This is a genomic window from Bacillus niameyensis (assembly GCF_001375535.1).
GTDB lineage: Bacteria > Bacillota > Bacilli > Bacillales > Bacillaceae_C > Lederbergia > Lederbergia niameyensis.
In genome coordinates this window covers 703,399-718,470 of record NZ_LN831197.1, presented here as the reverse complement: position 1 = coordinate 718,470, position 15,072 = coordinate 703,399, and the positions used below count along the sequence as shown (strand labels likewise).

The following is a 15,072-nucleotide window of genomic DNA, read 5'->3' as shown; positions in this document are numbered from 1 at the left end:
TATAATCGATACGCAGGTAAATTCATTTTGGATTTATTTTTTTTTATAATTTTTTAGGGTTTTCAAAATAAATAGATTTTGTAAAATAAAAGTAATATTATCTTAAAGGTGGTGGCAACGTGGAGAATGATTTAATAGACGGAAAAAGTCTGTTGGAAGGAATTGCAGCCAGTTCTGTTGAGGCATTTGAAATGTTTTACGACCATTATCATGCTTTTGTTTATTCGATTGCTATAAATATTTTAAAAGATAAGCAGGAAGCTGAAGATATTACCCACGATATTTTTTTAGAAATCAGTAAAAAGGCTGCAACTTACAACCCAGAAAGAGGTAGTGTTGAATCTTGGCTCGCTATTCGAACGAGGAGCAGATGTGTAGATCTTTTGAGAAAGAAAAAAGAAATCCCAACAGATGAAGATCATGAACAATCTTATTCTACTTCTCAAAATTTAATTGAAGAAACTGTGATGCTTCATCTAGATCGCCAGCTTATAGTTAAAGCTTTAAAAAAATTGCCTGATTCCCAGCGAACAGCTGTTTATGGAAATTTCTACGAGAATTTTACGCATAGAGAGATTGCTGAACGACTGAAGCTTCCACTTGGTACTGTTAAATCTCTTGTTCGCTACGGATTGAAAAACTTACGGAAACAGCTTGTTCGATCTAAAAGCCTCAATTTTTTAAAAGGGGATGAAAAAAATGACGTGTAACCACTGGACGGATGAGGTAATGATTGATCTTATTTTAGGTAAATTAGATATTCAACAAGCGACAAATATTCGTGAATGTATTGAGAACTGTGATCATTGCCGATCTCAATATTTGGATTGGAGAAAGACCATGCCAGAGGAAATCTCGATACAACCATCCTCAATATTAAAAGCGCGTGTTATGAAAAACTATAAAAAGTCACTTCGCAAAAAAAGGATATTCGCACCCTCTTTGGCGTGGAAATTGATGGGAGTAGCGATAGTAGTGTTAGCCTTATCGCTTACGTTCTTCCAAAACGTGGACGTAAATCCAGAGTTAGCTATGCATGAGGAAGATACTTCTGTATACGAAATCGTCTCGTCGCCCAACATTCATACAAGTGGGTATGTCATGGTTAATAATCGTACTGAAGAATTTTATTTAACGGTTGATGGTCTTTTACCAATCGTGAATAAGGATTATCAAGCATGGATAAAAACGCATAATGGATTTCAAGATGTCGGGATTTTGACTCTTGAAAATGGTAAAGGTCAAATATACTTAAAGAAACAACCGGTAGAACGTGTTGATTATATTTTAATGAGTATAGAACCAAAAGGTGGAAGTAGTTCCCCGACAGAGGAACATTCTTATTTGATTAAATTAATCGCAAAATAATAGGAGATCTTTTAAGGTGTTATAAAAATAAACTGACTGCCAAAATAATAAAAATTTTTTCGATAACGTTAATTTTGATATGTTAGAATGATAGAGTATCACGCTTTAAAAAGATTGGAGTTGTAATAGTGAAGAGATTTTTTATTGTTGCTTCTTTATTCGCCTGTTTGTTAGTCGTATTTTCTGCTTGTGATTCGTCCAAAGAAGTTTCTGATTCAACTGCTAATAATCAATCGCAGGAGAAGGGCATCCCTAAACAAATTGATTCATCTAACGGTGACGATTCAAATTCCACCCAAATGCACGAAAATACAAAACAAGAGGACAATAAAAAAGATTCGAATGCTGAGACTGACCAAACCACGAATGAAAATAGTAGTTTAATTGGAGATGATAAGGAAAGTAAAGAGGAGTTATCCGAATATTCTAGTGAAGAAATTGAATACGCTCGAGTTTGGCTGCAACTTGGGCCAAATCAAGAGTTAGATGAATTGAATGTTAGGCATATTTCAGCCGGCGAACAACTAAATCCTAATGACGCTACCAGTGCTAACTATCCGGAAAATGTTATCCAATTAGCTGGTTCGCGCTTAGTAGATGGGTCAGTAACTTATAGTAGTAATGGAGATGGGACGGTTAATGTGTATAACGTGCCTTTGCGCTGGGATTCCGAGTCCCCTGCAGGTGAAGAGTTGTATACAGAGCTTATTGAAAATACAAAGCTAGTGTCCATTGACCCAGGTGATGATGAGGATATATTAGAATTAATTGAAGTTCTGAATATTTATGATTAAATCAAAACTAGAAGCCCAGAAAATTTTGCTGATAGTAAATTTTCTGGGCCTTTCGCTATGTATTGCGGTATTGCACTAGCTCTTTTTTTGCGGTATACCCCCATTTATTTAGAATTCTATGAAGTTACCATTTTCTTTTCATTTTTCTCGATTGATTTAAAAGCAATAAAAAAATAGGTTGAACCAACTAAGTAGAGAACACATGTTATTGAAAAGACAAGTGCATACCCTTTGTAAGCCCCGTTATTGGTGACGATCCCCATTGATACTGGTCCCATCAACGCCCATCCCAAATTAAATACCATTTGATTAACTGAGTTGGCAAATCCTTTTACGGAATCATCTACCTTTGACATCATTAAGGACATCTGAATCGGATTTCCAGCATTCATTAGAGCTTGTCGAAATAAAAATCCAATCGTCGCTAATAGTAAACTATTAGTAAACCCTGTTAATAGCAAAAATGGCAAGGAAGCTAATTGGAGAAAAACGACCGCTCTTACCTCCCCTATTCTCTTTACTACGATAGGTCCAATGAACATTGCAACAGCAGTTGCTGCTTGGCCGAGGGAAATAATCAAGCCTATTAAAGAGTTTGAAGCTTCGAAGCGATCTTGAAAATAAAGATTTAAATATGGTATGACAAGTCCTGCTCCAAAGCCAATGAACAATTGTGCTACTGCAAATAAAAAGATCATTTTGACACTATATTTTTGAAGTTTAATTGTGCGTAACATATTCACGTTTGTTTGTTGAATATGTGTAGTCGCTTCCCGATTCTCAACAATTTTCATTATGGGAATAAAACCTGTTATGAAAATTAATGATCCGATTAATAATGTAATCCGAATACTTACTAACGATGAATAATAAAGTCCAAAAGTGTCTGTGAGAATCCCACCGAGTAAATTTCCAATAACATTAGAAGCGGTCATGATCCCAAAGTGGAGTGCAAATAAGCGGACTCGTTCTTCTGGCCTTGAGTTTTCAGATAACAATGGGATAAGCGAAACTTGCATAAATGCTTGAAAAAGTCCTGTGAGAAAAGCTGCCGATAGTAATAAGGTTTGAGGTTCAATGACACTTCTTAAAAATAAGGAACAACCTGTCAATAGAATTCCAAATAAAATCATTTTCTTTCTGCCAGCTCGATCACTTAATATCCCCGCAGGAATCAAAATAATAGCTGTGGCTAAAGAAGTCATCGAAATAACTTGTCCATTCATCTGATCCTGAAACCCGAGTTCGCGAATATAAAAATTATAAATAACCATAAAGACACCCAATCCAATTTGGGTCAAAATATTACCGTAAAAAATGTTTCTAATATTGTCTGAGTATGATTTCCATTTGCTTACCCAACCAGATGCCCAGGCCATTAGTCCAATCCTCCATCCCCTTTACTTCGATCCCCTAAATATCATACTCCCGATGGCAAGCGAAGTAAAATAAAAGATAGAAAATCAAATTCTAAAAAACTTATGGCAAATCTCGAATCTTTTTGTTGAATGATTTCTTCCCTTTCTATACACTATTTATCATGTGGGTTTTTCTCCTACAGAAAAAGTTAGATATTGCCAATCTTTATCACTCATGTTAAGATCAATATCAACACAACATTTTGTATGTGTATTGAAAATTAGATACTATATATTGAATAACAACAAGCGAAGGTACCCTTTTGGGTTTAATAGGGAATCCGGTGAAAATCCGGAACTGTCCCCGCAACTGTAAATGCGTACGAACGGAAAAAGCCACTGGTTGATTAATATAACCGGGAAGGCCCAAGTAGGAAAATGCATAAGTCAGGAGACCTGCCCTTTCTTGTCTGAGTTTCAATTCTTCGGGGATTGAGGAGATGAAACGATAGAAAAAATTGTCATTTTTTTCTATCGTTTGATCCGCTCCTTTCCTAGAGCGGTTTTTTTATTTTTATAATATGGGAAGGATGAAGTACTTTGACAACGGTCATTATAAAAGATCTAGTCGAGAAATCAGCTAGTTTTGATAGGAATCGACTTGATTCATTTATTAAGAGAGTAACAACCATTAGTTCGCCAGAATACAATGATAAGGTTGCAAGAATAATAGAATCAAAATCTGAGCTTAAAGCAGATGAAATAACTTCTATTCTGATTAAAACTGCATTAGAAAATGTGGACGAGGCTAATACCCAATGGACGTTTGAGGCAGCGAAACTTTATCTGAATGATCTTTATAAAAAAGCAAGCTATAACCGTGGTTATAATTCAAGTGAAAAGTATGGTGATTTATATCACCTATTGAACACCTTAACAGATAAAGGAATCTACTCTCCTAAGATTTTAGAAAAGTATAGTCGGATTGAAGTTGCGGCATTAGCGAAACTAATAAATCCCAATAACGATTTCCTTTTGGATTATGTTGGCTTACATACATTAGCCACGAGATATCTTGCTACAGATCACTATAAAAATACGTACGAATTACCTCAAGAACGCTGGTTAATCATTGCCATGTATTTAATGCAAGATGAGCCTAAGGAAAAACGTTTTGAGCTAGTAAAGGAAGCTTATTGGGCACTATCCAATCTTTATATGACTGTAGCAACTCCTACTTTAGCAAATGCAGGGCTTGCCCATGGACAATTATCAAGTTGTTTCATCGATACCGTTGAAGATTCATTAATCGGAATCTATAACAGTAATACAGATATTGCACGACTTTCTAAAGACGGCGGTGGAATTGGCGTGTACATGGGGAAGGTAAGAAGTCGTGGTTCTTCCATTAAAGGATTTAAAGGTGCCTCCTCAGGTGTTTTACCTTGGATTAAACAATTAAATAACACAGCAGTAAGTGTAGATCAGCTTGGCCGCCGTAAAGGGGCAGTCGCTGTATACCTCGATGTATGGCATGCCGATATTCTCCCTTTTCTTGATCTCAAACTAAATAATGGTGATGAAAGACAACGAGCCCATGATATTTTTACAGGAGTTTGCTTACCAGATTTATTTATGGAACAGGTGGAGAACCGTGGTGATTGGCATTTGTTTGACCCTCATGAAGTTAGAGAAGTAATGGGATATTCCCTAGAAAACTTCTTTGACGAACAAAGAGGAAAAGGTTCTTTTAGACAGCGATATGAAGAGTGTGTTCAAAATCCAAACTTGAAAAAGACGCAAGTACCGGCTATTCAAATTATGGCTAGGATTATGAAATCACAGCTTGAAACTGGAACGCCATTCATGTTTTATCGTGATGAAGTCAACAGAAAAAATCCGAATAAACATCAAGGCATGATTTATAGCAGTAATCTCTGCACTGAAATTATGCAAAACATGTCCCCTACTCTTCAGTACGAAGAAATTATTGATGGAGATACAATCATTACCTATAAAAAATCCGGTGATTTTGTTGTTTGTAATTTATCATCTATTAACTTAGGTAGAGCAATTGATACATCTAGTAATGATCAGTATATATTAAAAAGATTAATTCCAATTCAAACTAGAATGCTCGATAATGTTATTGATTTAAATACGATTGATGTGAAACAAGCAACTATTACGAACAAAAAATATCGCGCTATTGGACTAGGCACTTTTGGCTGGCATCACCTCTTAGCGAAAAAAGGGATTAGATGGGAGTCAAAAGAGGCTGTTGATTTGGCTGACAATCTGTATGAGTTTATATCCCAACTAACCATCCAAGCGAGTGTGGCATTAGCGAAAGAAAAAGGTGCTTATCCATTATTTGAAGGTAGTGATTGGCAAACAGGTGAATATTTCAAAGTACGCGGCTATTTAGATGGGGACAAATCTGAAGAATGGGCAGAAGTTATGACCGAGGTAAAAGAATACGGAATCCGAAATGGATATTTAATGGCCATAGCTCCTAACTCAAGTACATCTGTTATTGCTGGATCCACAGCAAGCATTGATCCGATTTTCAAACCGTTTTATTATGAGGAAAAGAAAGACTTTAAATTACCGGTTGTTGCTCCTGATTTGGATCACCACACTTATGATATATATCGCCGATCAGCTTATATCGTAGATCAACGTTGGTCCGTTCAACAAAATGCAGCAAGACAGCGTCATATAGATCAGTCTATTTCTTTTAACTTCTATGTACCAAACAATATTAAAGCAAGGGTTCTGCTTGATTTACATTTACAAGCATGGGATTCAGGTTTGAAAACCACTTATTATGTCCGTTCCACTGCATCGGATATTGAGGAATGTGAATGGTGCGAATCTTAATATGTTACGCTAGTTTGAGTGGAAATACGAAAGAAGTAGCTGAAATGATTCAAAGCAGATTAGTTCGGGAGCATTTTCAAATCGAGTTATACAGAATTGATTCTGGAATGATCCCGGATCCTTCTCAATATGATGCAATGATAGTTGGTACCTATACTTGGGATAAGGGCTCCACCCCTGAAGAAGTAAAAGATTTTGTGTACGAAATTGGTTATAAGCCCCCTAATGTCTTTGTATTTGGAACGGGTGATACCCAATTCGGTGGAGATCTATTGTTTTGTAGGGCAGCTGAAAAAATTGCAAAGTTTTACAATTCACGTTACAAACCATTAAAAATTGAACAAAGCCCAAGAGGTTCTCAAGAAGTAAGGGTAATAGACTGGACAGAAGGAGTGATAGAGCAGTGTCTACATTGCTTAATAAAGTAAAGGTATTGGATCCTATACATCCTAACAAATCAACTGCCCTCTTTGGCGGAGAAGCAAGCGGAATTTTAAATTGGAATGATTTAAAGTATCCACATTTTTATAAACATCGTGAACAAATCAGGGCATTATTTTGGCGTGCCAGCGAAGTTGATATGACCCATGACATTAAACAATTTCCCAATTTAACAGAAGCCGAACAATCAGCTTTTTTAAAGATTATCGGTTTACTCGCAACATTGGACGGTCCCCAGACTGATATCGCGACAAGAATTTCTCATTACTCAACTGATCCATCAGTAAAATCAGTCATGGCAACGATTGCGGATCAAGAAAGTGAACATAACCATAGTTACGCATATGTTCTCTCTTCTGTAACAACGCTTGATAAACAAAACCAATCATTTGAGACAGGCAGAACAGATGCTGTACTACTTGAACGAAATAAGCGGATTATGGAAGTATATAATGCATTCGCAGAAAATCCTACTATTTTAAATATATTAAAAACGATTGTATATACATCCTTATTAGAAGGTCTCTTCTTCTATTCAGGTTTTGCTTTCTTTTACAATCTAGCCCGAGATCAAAAAATGGTTGGAACCTCCACGATGATATCTTATATTAATCGCGATGAATTACAGCATGGCCGGTTCATTAGTGAACTATTTAGAGCAACACTTGCTGAACATCCTGAATATAATACGGAAGAATTTATTACATGGGTATATGACCAATTTAAACACTCGGTTGAACAAGAGACAAAGTGGAGCCAGTACGTCCTTTCTGATATTGAAGGAATTGATTTAATAGAAATGGAAGGTTATATCAAATATCGCGCAAACAAGATGCTGCGGTTATTAGGATTAAATGAAATATATATGGACTCAACCGAAAATCCAATGAAATGGATTCGGGCTTATGTTGATAATTTCGATGACACAAAAACAGATTTCTTCGAACAAAAATCTCGTCAATATACAAAAACAAGTGATTTAAACGGTTTTGATGAACTATAAGTGAAAGGTCTCGCTCATACAGTCTGTGAATCGTTTTCTCTGAATAACCGGCGCGATCCCCTACTATGTAAAATAAAAACTGCCCCTATACAATTGGGGCAGTTTGTTGTCTTTTATATTTTTGTAACGTTTTCAGCTTGAGGGCCACGTTGTCCTTCTACGATATCAAATTGAACTTGTTGACCTTCGTCTAGAGTTTTGAATCCTTCTTCTTTAATTGCACTGTAATGAACGAATACATCATTTCCGCCTTCAACTTCAATAAAGCCGAAGCCTTTTTCACTGTTAAACCATTTTACTGTACCTGTTGCCATTTGGTAATACCTCCAAAAAATTTTTAATATGTTCTTCATATTTACGAAGTAAATAAAAAATCACATATTATAATCAATACCCACTTTTTGGAGTAGATATTCATTATAACATGTGAATTGAACTCCATACATGAAATACATAGGGTGTAACATTTTATCTGAATATTAAGCTATTACTTATTATGCACCTTTATCATACATGAGAAGCTTGGTAAATGCAAGAAATTGGAGAAAATCTTTTCACATGCTACTAAAAAAACTGCACGTTCTGAAGATTCTCCCCTACCTTCCTATTTTGCTTCTGCTGTTTTCTTTGTTGTTTTCTTTCGTTTTGTAACTTTCTTTTCTGGCTTACTTCTATCAATGGATGCTTGTAAAGCTGCCATCAAATCTGTCATTTTTTCAGTAGGCTTTACAGTTTTGGCGGTCACCAAGTCTTGTCCATTCTGCTTTTGTTCAATGAGCTCTAATATTTTGGAGCGGTATTCATCCTGATACTTCTCTGGTTCAAACGGGGTTGTTAATTGATCAATTAATAGAATGGCTGTATCAATTTCTTTTTTTGAAACTTCATTAGATGCAGGAACATTGGGAACCTCAGAAGCTTTCCTCACTTCGTCAGGGAAATGAATGGTCTCCATTAATAATGTCTCCTCAAACACTCTTATTACGGCTAATTGTTCTTTTGACCGAATAATGATTTTAGCGATACCGGCTTTCTGAGATTCCGTCAAAGCTTTCCTAAGAAGCCCATATGCCTTTGAGCCACCCCCATCAGGTGACATATAATAGCTTCTGTTAAAATAGATAGGGTCGATTTCACTCAATTGGATAAAATCAATAATTTCGACGGCCTTCTCCCCTTTTTCTGCCTCTAGTTGTTTTAGTTCCTCTTCTTCTATTTCAATAAATTTTCCTTTTGTTACTTCATATCCTTTAACTATATCATCTACATTTACTTCTTCTTCGCAAGAAGGGCAAATTTTTTGGTATTTGATCGGAGTATGGCATTTTTTATGAAGTGAGCGAAATTTAATATCCTTATCTTCTGTTGCGGCATGGAGCTTTATCGGGATATTGACAAGTCCAAAGCTGATACTGCCTTTCCACATTGTATGCACAATTTCACCTCTTTTTTGTTTTTTTTAGTTTTAACGATGAACTACTGTCGCATTCGCTACAACTAATGGAAAAAAATAAGGCAAATGGACATACTTAAGTTAAGACGATAGAAAATCGCGAAGATAATTTAAAGCTTTTTCACCAAAAAAATAGGTTAAGGTGTGTTTTAATTTGAAACCAATGCTCCCTACATTGGTCTTTGAGCCACCTGCTCAAGGCGAATGGATCTATGAAATTAAATATGATGGTTTTCGGGGAATACTTGATTGGAGAGAAGATGGATTTTTTTTGTGGAGTAGAAATGGAAAAGATCTATTACCAAAGTTTCCAGAGCTAATAAAGTTTCTTAAGGAAAACCAAGAGAAAGTAGCTTCTTGGTTACCCCTTACTTTGGATGGAGAAATTGTTATATTAGAAAATAACTATAAAGCAAATTTTCAACAAATCCAAGTAAGAGGCCGTCTAAAATCGCGGGAGAAAATCATTGCGTCCGCTTTAGAAAGACCTTGCCGATTTCTTGCCTTTGATTTATTGTCCGTTCGAGGAGAAACTGTTACACAATTACGTTTTAAAGATAGAAAGAAATCCTTGCGTGCATTTTGTCAAGAATTAGGATTTCCCTTATCTCCATCACTGAATATAGAATTAATTCAATATGTCCCTTACGAGCTCAAATACAAAGTGATTGAAAAGAATATGAAGGATTTTAACAGTGAAGGTATAGTAGCAAAACAAGCAAGTAGTGTATGGCAGGAAGGAAAGAGAACAACTTCCTGGGTGAAAATAAAAAATTGGAAAATCGTTTCATGCTTCATTACGGGATATGATGAAGATAATGGTCTTTATCGTGTTGGTGTATATAAAGACGGGGACATCCTTTCTTTAGGAAACTTTATAAATGGATTAGATCCAAACACGAAACAAGCTTTGCGAACAGCAGTACTAAATAATTCGACTCAAAAAATAAAGGCATTCCATTCCATCCATCCAGCCATTTGCCTCGATCTTTATTATTTAGAATGGAATGCTGATCAGTTCAGGGAACCATTTTTCAAATGTTTACGCCTTGATCTTTCTCCAGAAAATTGTACATATGAAATCTTTTTAATATCGGATGCTGCTTTTCCAAGTGTGGTCGAGATTTCTCATCCTAATAAAACATTGTGGAATCAAAACGACGTAAAAAAAATCGACTTTTTACGTTATATTCGAAAAGTTTCTTGTTTCATGCTTCCTTTTTTAGAAAATCGATTATTAACAGTCATCCGAGCTCCACATGGAGAATTTGGTGAATTCTTTTATCAAAAAAATAAACCAAACTCTGCTCCTGAATTTATTCAATCGATGGTGCATGATGAAAATGATATGATTATATGCAATGACGTAACAACATTGATATGGTTGGGAAATCAGTTGGCTATTGAGTATCACATTCCTTTTCATATTACGAATAGTCAGTATGTCAGTGAAATTGTCTTTGATTTAGATCCCCCTTCCCGGGATCACTTCAGTTTGGCAATCCATGCAGTAAAGATTATTAAAAAAGTTTTGGATTCCTTTTCATTAATAGGCTTTGTTAAGTTTTCCGGTAATAAAGGAATGCAAGTTTATATACCCTTGCCAGAAAATAAATTTACTTGGAAGGACACACGTGTTTTCACAGAATTTTTAGCCAACTTCTTAGTTAATTATGACCCTGCCTCCTTTACAATTGAGCGATTAAAGAAAAATAGACACGGTAAACTTTATGTCGACTTTCTCCAACATGCTGAAGGAAAAACGATTATATCTCCTTACTCACCGAGGCTAAAATCGCAAGGGCTAGCGGCATCTCCGTTATATTGGGAAGAAATAACCGACAATCTGAATCCAGATGAATTTACAATGAAGCATGTTTTAGAGAGAGTGAACTTGCTTGGTGATCCGTTTAACCAGTACTTTAATAGTAAAAAGAAACAACCGTTTCAAAAAATTTTAAATATGCTCTTAGAAGGAGATAATAGCTTATTTTAGAAAAAACAGGGCTAAACAAAAAAAACGTTCATGTTCCTTAATATGCCGATCAAATTTAATGATAGGAGTACTAGCAGAAAATAACCTTTGAAGACTAATGGGCATGAGTCCTCGTGAAATAGTCATGAGGACTCGTCCATTTTTATGAATTGAATAGGAATATCCCCCTTTAAAGATACGATAAACATCTTTCCGATCATCAGAACGATATTCTCGTTTATCGATACTGATTGCTTTAAAGATGGGGCGATCATCTGCTTTCAAAACTTGTACAACCTCCCTTTCGCTAAGAACTGTCCAATAATTGTTAGTTGGATGATCTAAACAAGTAAGGGATAAGTTTTTATTATGTGATTCATCTTTATTGAATTTTTTTTCCTCCTTTATGGAGAAATGACAAAAACCATCACTTGTAAATAATTTCCAGCTATAAGCTGAAACAGCTGAAGGTGCCATCAATAATAACGTTTCGCCTTGCCAATTTGTTTGATAAGGGCTTGGCAGGTGGGAACATCTATAAACGAAATATAAATGACGAAGAAAATAATATAAAATTAAGATTGCAAGAAAAATAGCTGCTGTACTGGCAGGAAGTATTTTTGTTATATGTAAACATGGTAGAATAATGCAAATCAACACGAAAACGCAAAGAATAATTTGATGAAGATATAGTCGTGACATACTTTCATAATACTCTTTAATATTCATAAGACTCACCCTATTTTCACGATGTATGATCATTATATGATCAATAGGACAAGCATATTCTAAGTGCAATAAAAAAAGATGCCATCATAATGACATCTCCTTTTCTATAAGTTTATTTAATAAAACGGATAATCAATGGAATTTTGTATGCCTGGCCGTCATAAGCCTTAACTGCACCCATAATGGTAAAGACCGTCCAAGCGACCCCCACGATTGGCAAAAGTAAAAAACCAATTAGAACGATACATAGGATTCCTGATACAATCGCATAAATCGTGTAAGAAATAAAAAAGTTCATATACTCTTTACCGTGAAAATCAATAAAGGATGATTCATCCTTTTTAACTAACCAAATAATTAAAGGCCCAATAAATGATGAGAAAAAACTAACAATGTAAATAACTGCAGCAAGCACTCTATCGTTATTGTCATTTTCCACTCTTTTGTTCTCCATATTCGTTTCCATATATCTACCCTCCATTATATATAGTTTATTATTCTACGTTATAACTATATTATAAGTTTCATCTTTTTTCACCCCCTATTTAAAAAATGTGACTTTTAGCATTTTTCGCGTTAAAAAAATTATTATTTTAATATGATTATCTATATGCAAAACGATTTTTTTCTTGTAGAATGTCATTACAATCATTGAAAATTTCATATGCTCATAATTGAGGGAAGGCAAATGGTGCGCCACCAGTTTTGACTGGTTCTAGTGGGTTCGATTCCCACCCCGAAATTTTTTATGCAACTTTAAAAAATTTCGTGGGGCAGGATCGAACACTACAGCTCTGCCCCGGCTAGGAGGGGTTCACATTGCTCAAAAAACGTGAGTTAGACGGGCAAGAGTGTCAAGTTTTATTTGAATTAATGACGCACCAGGATGTCTTCCCTTTTGTGCGTCAAAAAGCATATTCCTATGAAGAATTTTTATTTTTAACAAAGCAGACGATTGAAGCGGAAGAACGTGGAGAACTTATATCACGGACTATCTTGGATGAATGGGAAAACCCAATCGGAACAATTAATTTATATGATATGCAAGACCAAGCTGGATTTCTAGGCACTTGGATCGGGAAGTCCTACCATGGGAAAGGTTATAATTCTTTAGCTAAAGATCAATTTTTCAAAGAATTATTTTTTGAAAAAGAAGTTTTAACTGTGTATATGCGCATTAAGCAATTAAATATTCGTTCTAAAAAAGCTGCAGAAAAACTTCCATACGTCGTTAAAGCCAATGAAACACGACCTGCAGTATTTCGACAATTAAATCCTATCGAACATATCTATGATTTATATGAGGTTCCTAAAGATTTATTTCTTATGAATTATAAAAGAGTCGCAGAAGCAACTGAAGTATTACAGCAGTTAGAAGCATAAAGTGGAGTTTCTTTCATGTTCCCACTTATAAAAAACACAGATGGTTACATTGCCATCTGTGTTTTTTATAATGATACTTTTATAACGGTAATAGTATTTAATTTGGGTATGGACTTGCCACTCGCTTTTTTGTTAATTTTACTTGCTTCTCGTTATCAATGCGGTAAATGATCCTCCAATAAAAATAAGCGAACAAGTATAAAAACTTGTTCGCTTATTTCACTTATTTACCAATAAATTCTTGTGTCCAATAGTTACCATTTTCAACATAGCCAACACCAATGTGAGTGTATTTATTGCTTAGAATGTTTGCACGATGGCCTTCACTGTTCATCCAAGCATTGACTACTTCTTGTGGAGTACGTTGTCCCATTGCAATATTTTCACCAGCTGCTTTGTATGAAATTCCCCATTGTTTCATCATATCAAATGGTGATCCATAAGTTGGGCTTGTATGGCTAAAATAATTATTAGAGGACATATCTTTGGATTTTTCTCGAGCCATTTTACTTAAAGTGACATCAACCTTTAGTGCAGCTAAACCATTTTTCGCTCTTTCTTGATTTGTCAAATCTACTACTTGCTGTTCAAATTGGCTTAATTGTTGAACAGTCCCTTGATCTGTTGATGTTTGTTCTTGTGATTGAGCTGGTTTTTCAGCCGGCTTTTGCGCTGGTTTTTCAGCTGGCTTTTGTACTGGTTTTTCTACCGGCTTTTGTTCAGCTGGCTTTTCTTCTTTCTGAACGGGCTTTTCTGTTTGTTGCGGTTTCTGCTGATTTACATTATTGTTTTTGCTCACATTTGACCAATTAAAGTAAACTTTGTATTGGTTAATTAAATTTTTGCACCAATTGCTATCATCTGAAACATTTACTTTATAGTAAACTACCTTTGTTTGATTAGGTTGTAATTCGGCTGCATCTGCTTTTCCGGCAAATGGGACAGCAAGTAAAGCAGCTGCGGCAACTGTTGAAAGTACTATCTTCTTAATATCTTTTTTCATTTCTTTTTCTCCTCTCACAATCTCGTTTTCTGCTTGCAAGAGTATAATAACATATGAATTTATGTAATAATTTTGGCAGCTTATTCCATTTGATTACGAAATCGAACTATCTGATCAGTTTTCATAAACTCTACTTCTCAAAATCTTTTATTCTTACCATTTTTAATAGTTTTAGATAAAATGGTTACCATTCCCTATTTTCCAGTTTCCCCATCAAATTTCCACATTTTGGCCGACTTTTACTATTGACAACTTTTTTGGAAGCTCGTTTTTTAACATTTATTACAGAAAAATGTCAAAGATGAATTTAGCGAGACATGAAAATCTATCTATGTGGCTTAACATAATTCTCCCAACAATGGTTAATCTATAGGTAAACATAATTGAGGAGGTTTTTTATGGGAACTCCCTATTGTTGTCCTAATTGTCGTACAAATCGTTCCCGTTTTAATATTATCGAACAAGTTGCTCAACCGGTTCGATTGGATCCACAAACAGGAGAAATTATCGAAGCTTTTGATGGATTAAGCCCAGGACCTTTTCATACGCAATATAATGGACCTGATAAAAGAATTCAATGTGGAGTTTGTGGGTTAATAGAAGAAGAAAGAACCTTTATTAAGTTTGGTGAAAAATAAAATAATATATAGTGAAGAAAAAGAAAATGGACTTCCATAAAAAT

The 15,072-nt window shown here is 35.2% G+C and carries 15 protein-coding genes and 1 riboswitch; of the genes, 9 read left to right on the top strand and 6 right to left on the bottom strand.

Features of this window, described 5'->3' with window-relative positions:
* Positions 1-119 precede the first annotated feature (119 nt).
* From BN1243_RS03560 to BN1243_RS03550, 3 genes are all read left to right on the top strand, one after another.
* Positions 120-710 (top strand): RNA polymerase sigma factor, encoded by a 591-nt coding sequence (locus tag BN1243_RS03560; protein ID WP_062104879.1) that lies wholly within the window; start codon positions 120-122, stop codon positions 708-710.
* Positions 691-1,368 carry an anti-sigma factor domain-containing protein gene (locus tag BN1243_RS03555; protein ID WP_230200095.1) on the top strand — a complete coding sequence of 226 codons (678 nt, stop codon included), beginning with the start codon at positions 691-693 and terminating at the stop codon, positions 1,366-1,368. Before BN1243_RS03560 ends, BN1243_RS03555 begins: the two co-directional genes overlap by 20 nt.
* A gap of 128 nt (positions 1,369-1,496) precedes the next feature.
* The gene (locus BN1243_RS03550; protein ID WP_069201760.1) at positions 1,497-2,162 is read left to right on the top strand and encodes a hypothetical protein; all 666 of its coding nucleotides are present in this window, start codon (positions 1,497-1,499) and stop codon (positions 2,160-2,162) included.
* A gap of 116 nt (positions 2,163-2,278) precedes the next feature.
* Here BN1243_RS03550 and BN1243_RS03545 read toward each other — a convergent pair whose 3' ends face one another.
* The gene (locus BN1243_RS03545; protein WP_062104876.1) at positions 2,279-3,541 is read right to left on the bottom strand and encodes an MFS transporter; all 1,263 of its coding nucleotides are present in this window, start codon (positions 3,539-3,541) and stop codon (positions 2,279-2,281) included.
* A 275-nt stretch (positions 3,542-3,816) separates the two neighbouring features.
* Positions 3,817-3,998: riboswitch (cobalamin riboswitch) on the top strand.
* Positions 3,999-4,120: 122 nt separating this feature from the next.
* Here BN1243_RS03545 and BN1243_RS03540 point away from each other — a divergent pair.
* The 3 genes from BN1243_RS03540 to BN1243_RS03530 are packed head-to-tail and all read left to right on the top strand — an operon-like array spanning position 4,121 to position 7,847.
* On the top strand, positions 4,121-6,403 hold the full coding sequence (locus BN1243_RS03540; RefSeq protein ID WP_062104875.1) for a ribonucleoside-diphosphate reductase subunit alpha: 2,283 nt from the start codon (positions 4,121-4,123) through the stop codon (positions 6,401-6,403).
* Entirely contained in the window at positions 6,388-6,831 is a 444-nt protein-coding gene (locus BN1243_RS03535) for a flavodoxin (RefSeq protein WP_062104874.1), read from the top strand. The genes BN1243_RS03540 and BN1243_RS03535 overlap by 16 nt, the downstream gene beginning before the upstream one ends.
* Positions 6,807-7,847 carry a ribonucleotide-diphosphate reductase subunit beta gene (locus BN1243_RS03530; protein WP_062104873.1) on the top strand — a complete coding sequence of 347 codons (1,041 nt, stop codon included), beginning with the start codon at positions 6,807-6,809 and terminating at the stop codon, positions 7,845-7,847. Before BN1243_RS03535 ends, BN1243_RS03530 begins: the two co-directional genes overlap by 25 nt.
* Positions 7,848-7,960: 113 nt before the next feature.
* On the opposite strand, the gene BN1243_RS03525 is transcribed toward BN1243_RS03530, so the two are convergent.
* A complete protein-coding gene (locus BN1243_RS03525; RefSeq protein ID WP_062104872.1) occupies positions 7,961-8,161 on the bottom strand; it encodes a cold-shock protein in 201 nt (66 codons plus the stop codon).
* Between the two features lie 290 nt (positions 8,162-8,451).
* Positions 8,452-9,282 (bottom strand): non-homologous end joining protein Ku, encoded by an 831-nt coding sequence (gene ku / locus BN1243_RS03520; protein WP_062104871.1) that lies wholly within the window; start codon positions 9,280-9,282, stop codon positions 8,452-8,454.
* Positions 9,283-9,463: 181 nt separating this feature from the next.
* Between ku and BN1243_RS03515 the strand changes: the two genes are divergently transcribed.
* Positions 9,464-11,296, top strand: coding sequence for a DNA ligase D (locus tag BN1243_RS03515; RefSeq protein ID WP_230200294.1), 1,833 nt, complete (start codon positions 9,464-9,466; stop codon positions 11,294-11,296).
* Here BN1243_RS03515 and BN1243_RS03510 read toward each other — a convergent pair.
* Both BN1243_RS03510 and BN1243_RS03505 read right to left on the bottom strand, forming a co-directional pair.
* Positions 11,288-12,004 carry a hypothetical protein gene (locus tag BN1243_RS03510; RefSeq protein WP_062104869.1) on the bottom strand — a complete coding sequence of 239 codons (717 nt, stop codon included), beginning with the start codon at positions 12,002-12,004 and terminating at the stop codon, positions 11,288-11,290. The genes BN1243_RS03515 and BN1243_RS03510 overlap by 9 nt on opposite strands.
* 112 nt (positions 12,005-12,116) lie before the next feature.
* Entirely contained in the window at positions 12,117-12,470 is a 354-nt protein-coding gene (locus tag BN1243_RS03505; RefSeq protein ID WP_230200094.1) for a DUF4870 domain-containing protein, read from the bottom strand.
* 353 nt (positions 12,471-12,823) lie between these two features.
* On the opposite strand from BN1243_RS03505, the gene BN1243_RS03500 reads away from it, so the two are divergent.
* Entirely contained in the window at positions 12,824-13,387 is a 564-nt protein-coding gene (locus BN1243_RS03500) for a GNAT family N-acetyltransferase (protein ID WP_062104868.1), read from the top strand.
* 223 nt (positions 13,388-13,610) lie between these two features.
* On the opposite strand, the gene BN1243_RS03495 is transcribed toward BN1243_RS03500, so the two are convergent.
* Positions 13,611-14,390, bottom strand: coding sequence for a CAP domain-containing protein (locus BN1243_RS03495; RefSeq protein WP_407638843.1), 780 nt, complete (start codon positions 14,388-14,390; stop codon positions 13,611-13,613).
* 398 nt (positions 14,391-14,788) lie between these two features.
* Here BN1243_RS03495 and BN1243_RS03490 point away from each other — a divergent pair, with 398 nt between their 5' ends.
* Positions 14,789-15,028: a hypothetical protein gene (locus tag BN1243_RS03490; protein WP_062104867.1), complete on the top strand. Its 240-nt coding sequence runs from the start codon at positions 14,789-14,791 to the stop codon at positions 15,026-15,028.
* Positions 15,029-15,072: the final 44 nt, after the last annotated feature.

Coding starts and splice junctions, on each gene's coding strand:
- BN1243_RS03555 (WP_230200095.1), top strand. CDS start 691: ATGAAAAAAATGACGTGTAACCACTGGACGGATGAGGTAATGATTGAT.
- BN1243_RS03545 (WP_062104876.1), bottom strand. CDS start 3,541: ATGGCCTGGGCATCTGGTTGGGTAAGCAAATGGAAATCATACTCAGAC.
- BN1243_RS03535 (WP_062104874.1), top strand. CDS start 6,388: ATGGTGCGAATCTTAATATGTTACGCTAGTTTGAGTGGAAATACGAAA.
- BN1243_RS03525 (WP_062104872.1), bottom strand. CDS start 8,161: ATGGCAACAGGTACAGTAAAATGGTTTAACAGTGAAAAAGGCTTCGGC.
- BN1243_RS03515 (WP_230200294.1), top strand. CDS start 9,464: ATGCTCCCTACATTGGTCTTTGAGCCACCTGCTCAAGGCGAATGGATC.
- BN1243_RS03510 (WP_062104869.1), bottom strand. CDS start 12,004: ATGAATATTAAAGAGTATTATGAAAGTATGTCACGACTATATCTTCAT.
- BN1243_RS03505 (WP_230200094.1), bottom strand. CDS start 12,470: ATGGAAACGAATATGGAGAACAAAAGAGTGGAAAATGACAATAACGAT.
- BN1243_RS03495 (WP_407638843.1), bottom strand. CDS start 14,390: ATGAAAAAAGATATTAAGAAGATAGTACTTTCAACAGTTGCCGCAGCT.
- BN1243_RS03490 (WP_062104867.1), top strand. CDS start 14,789: ATGGGAACTCCCTATTGTTGTCCTAATTGTCGTACAAATCGTTCCCGT.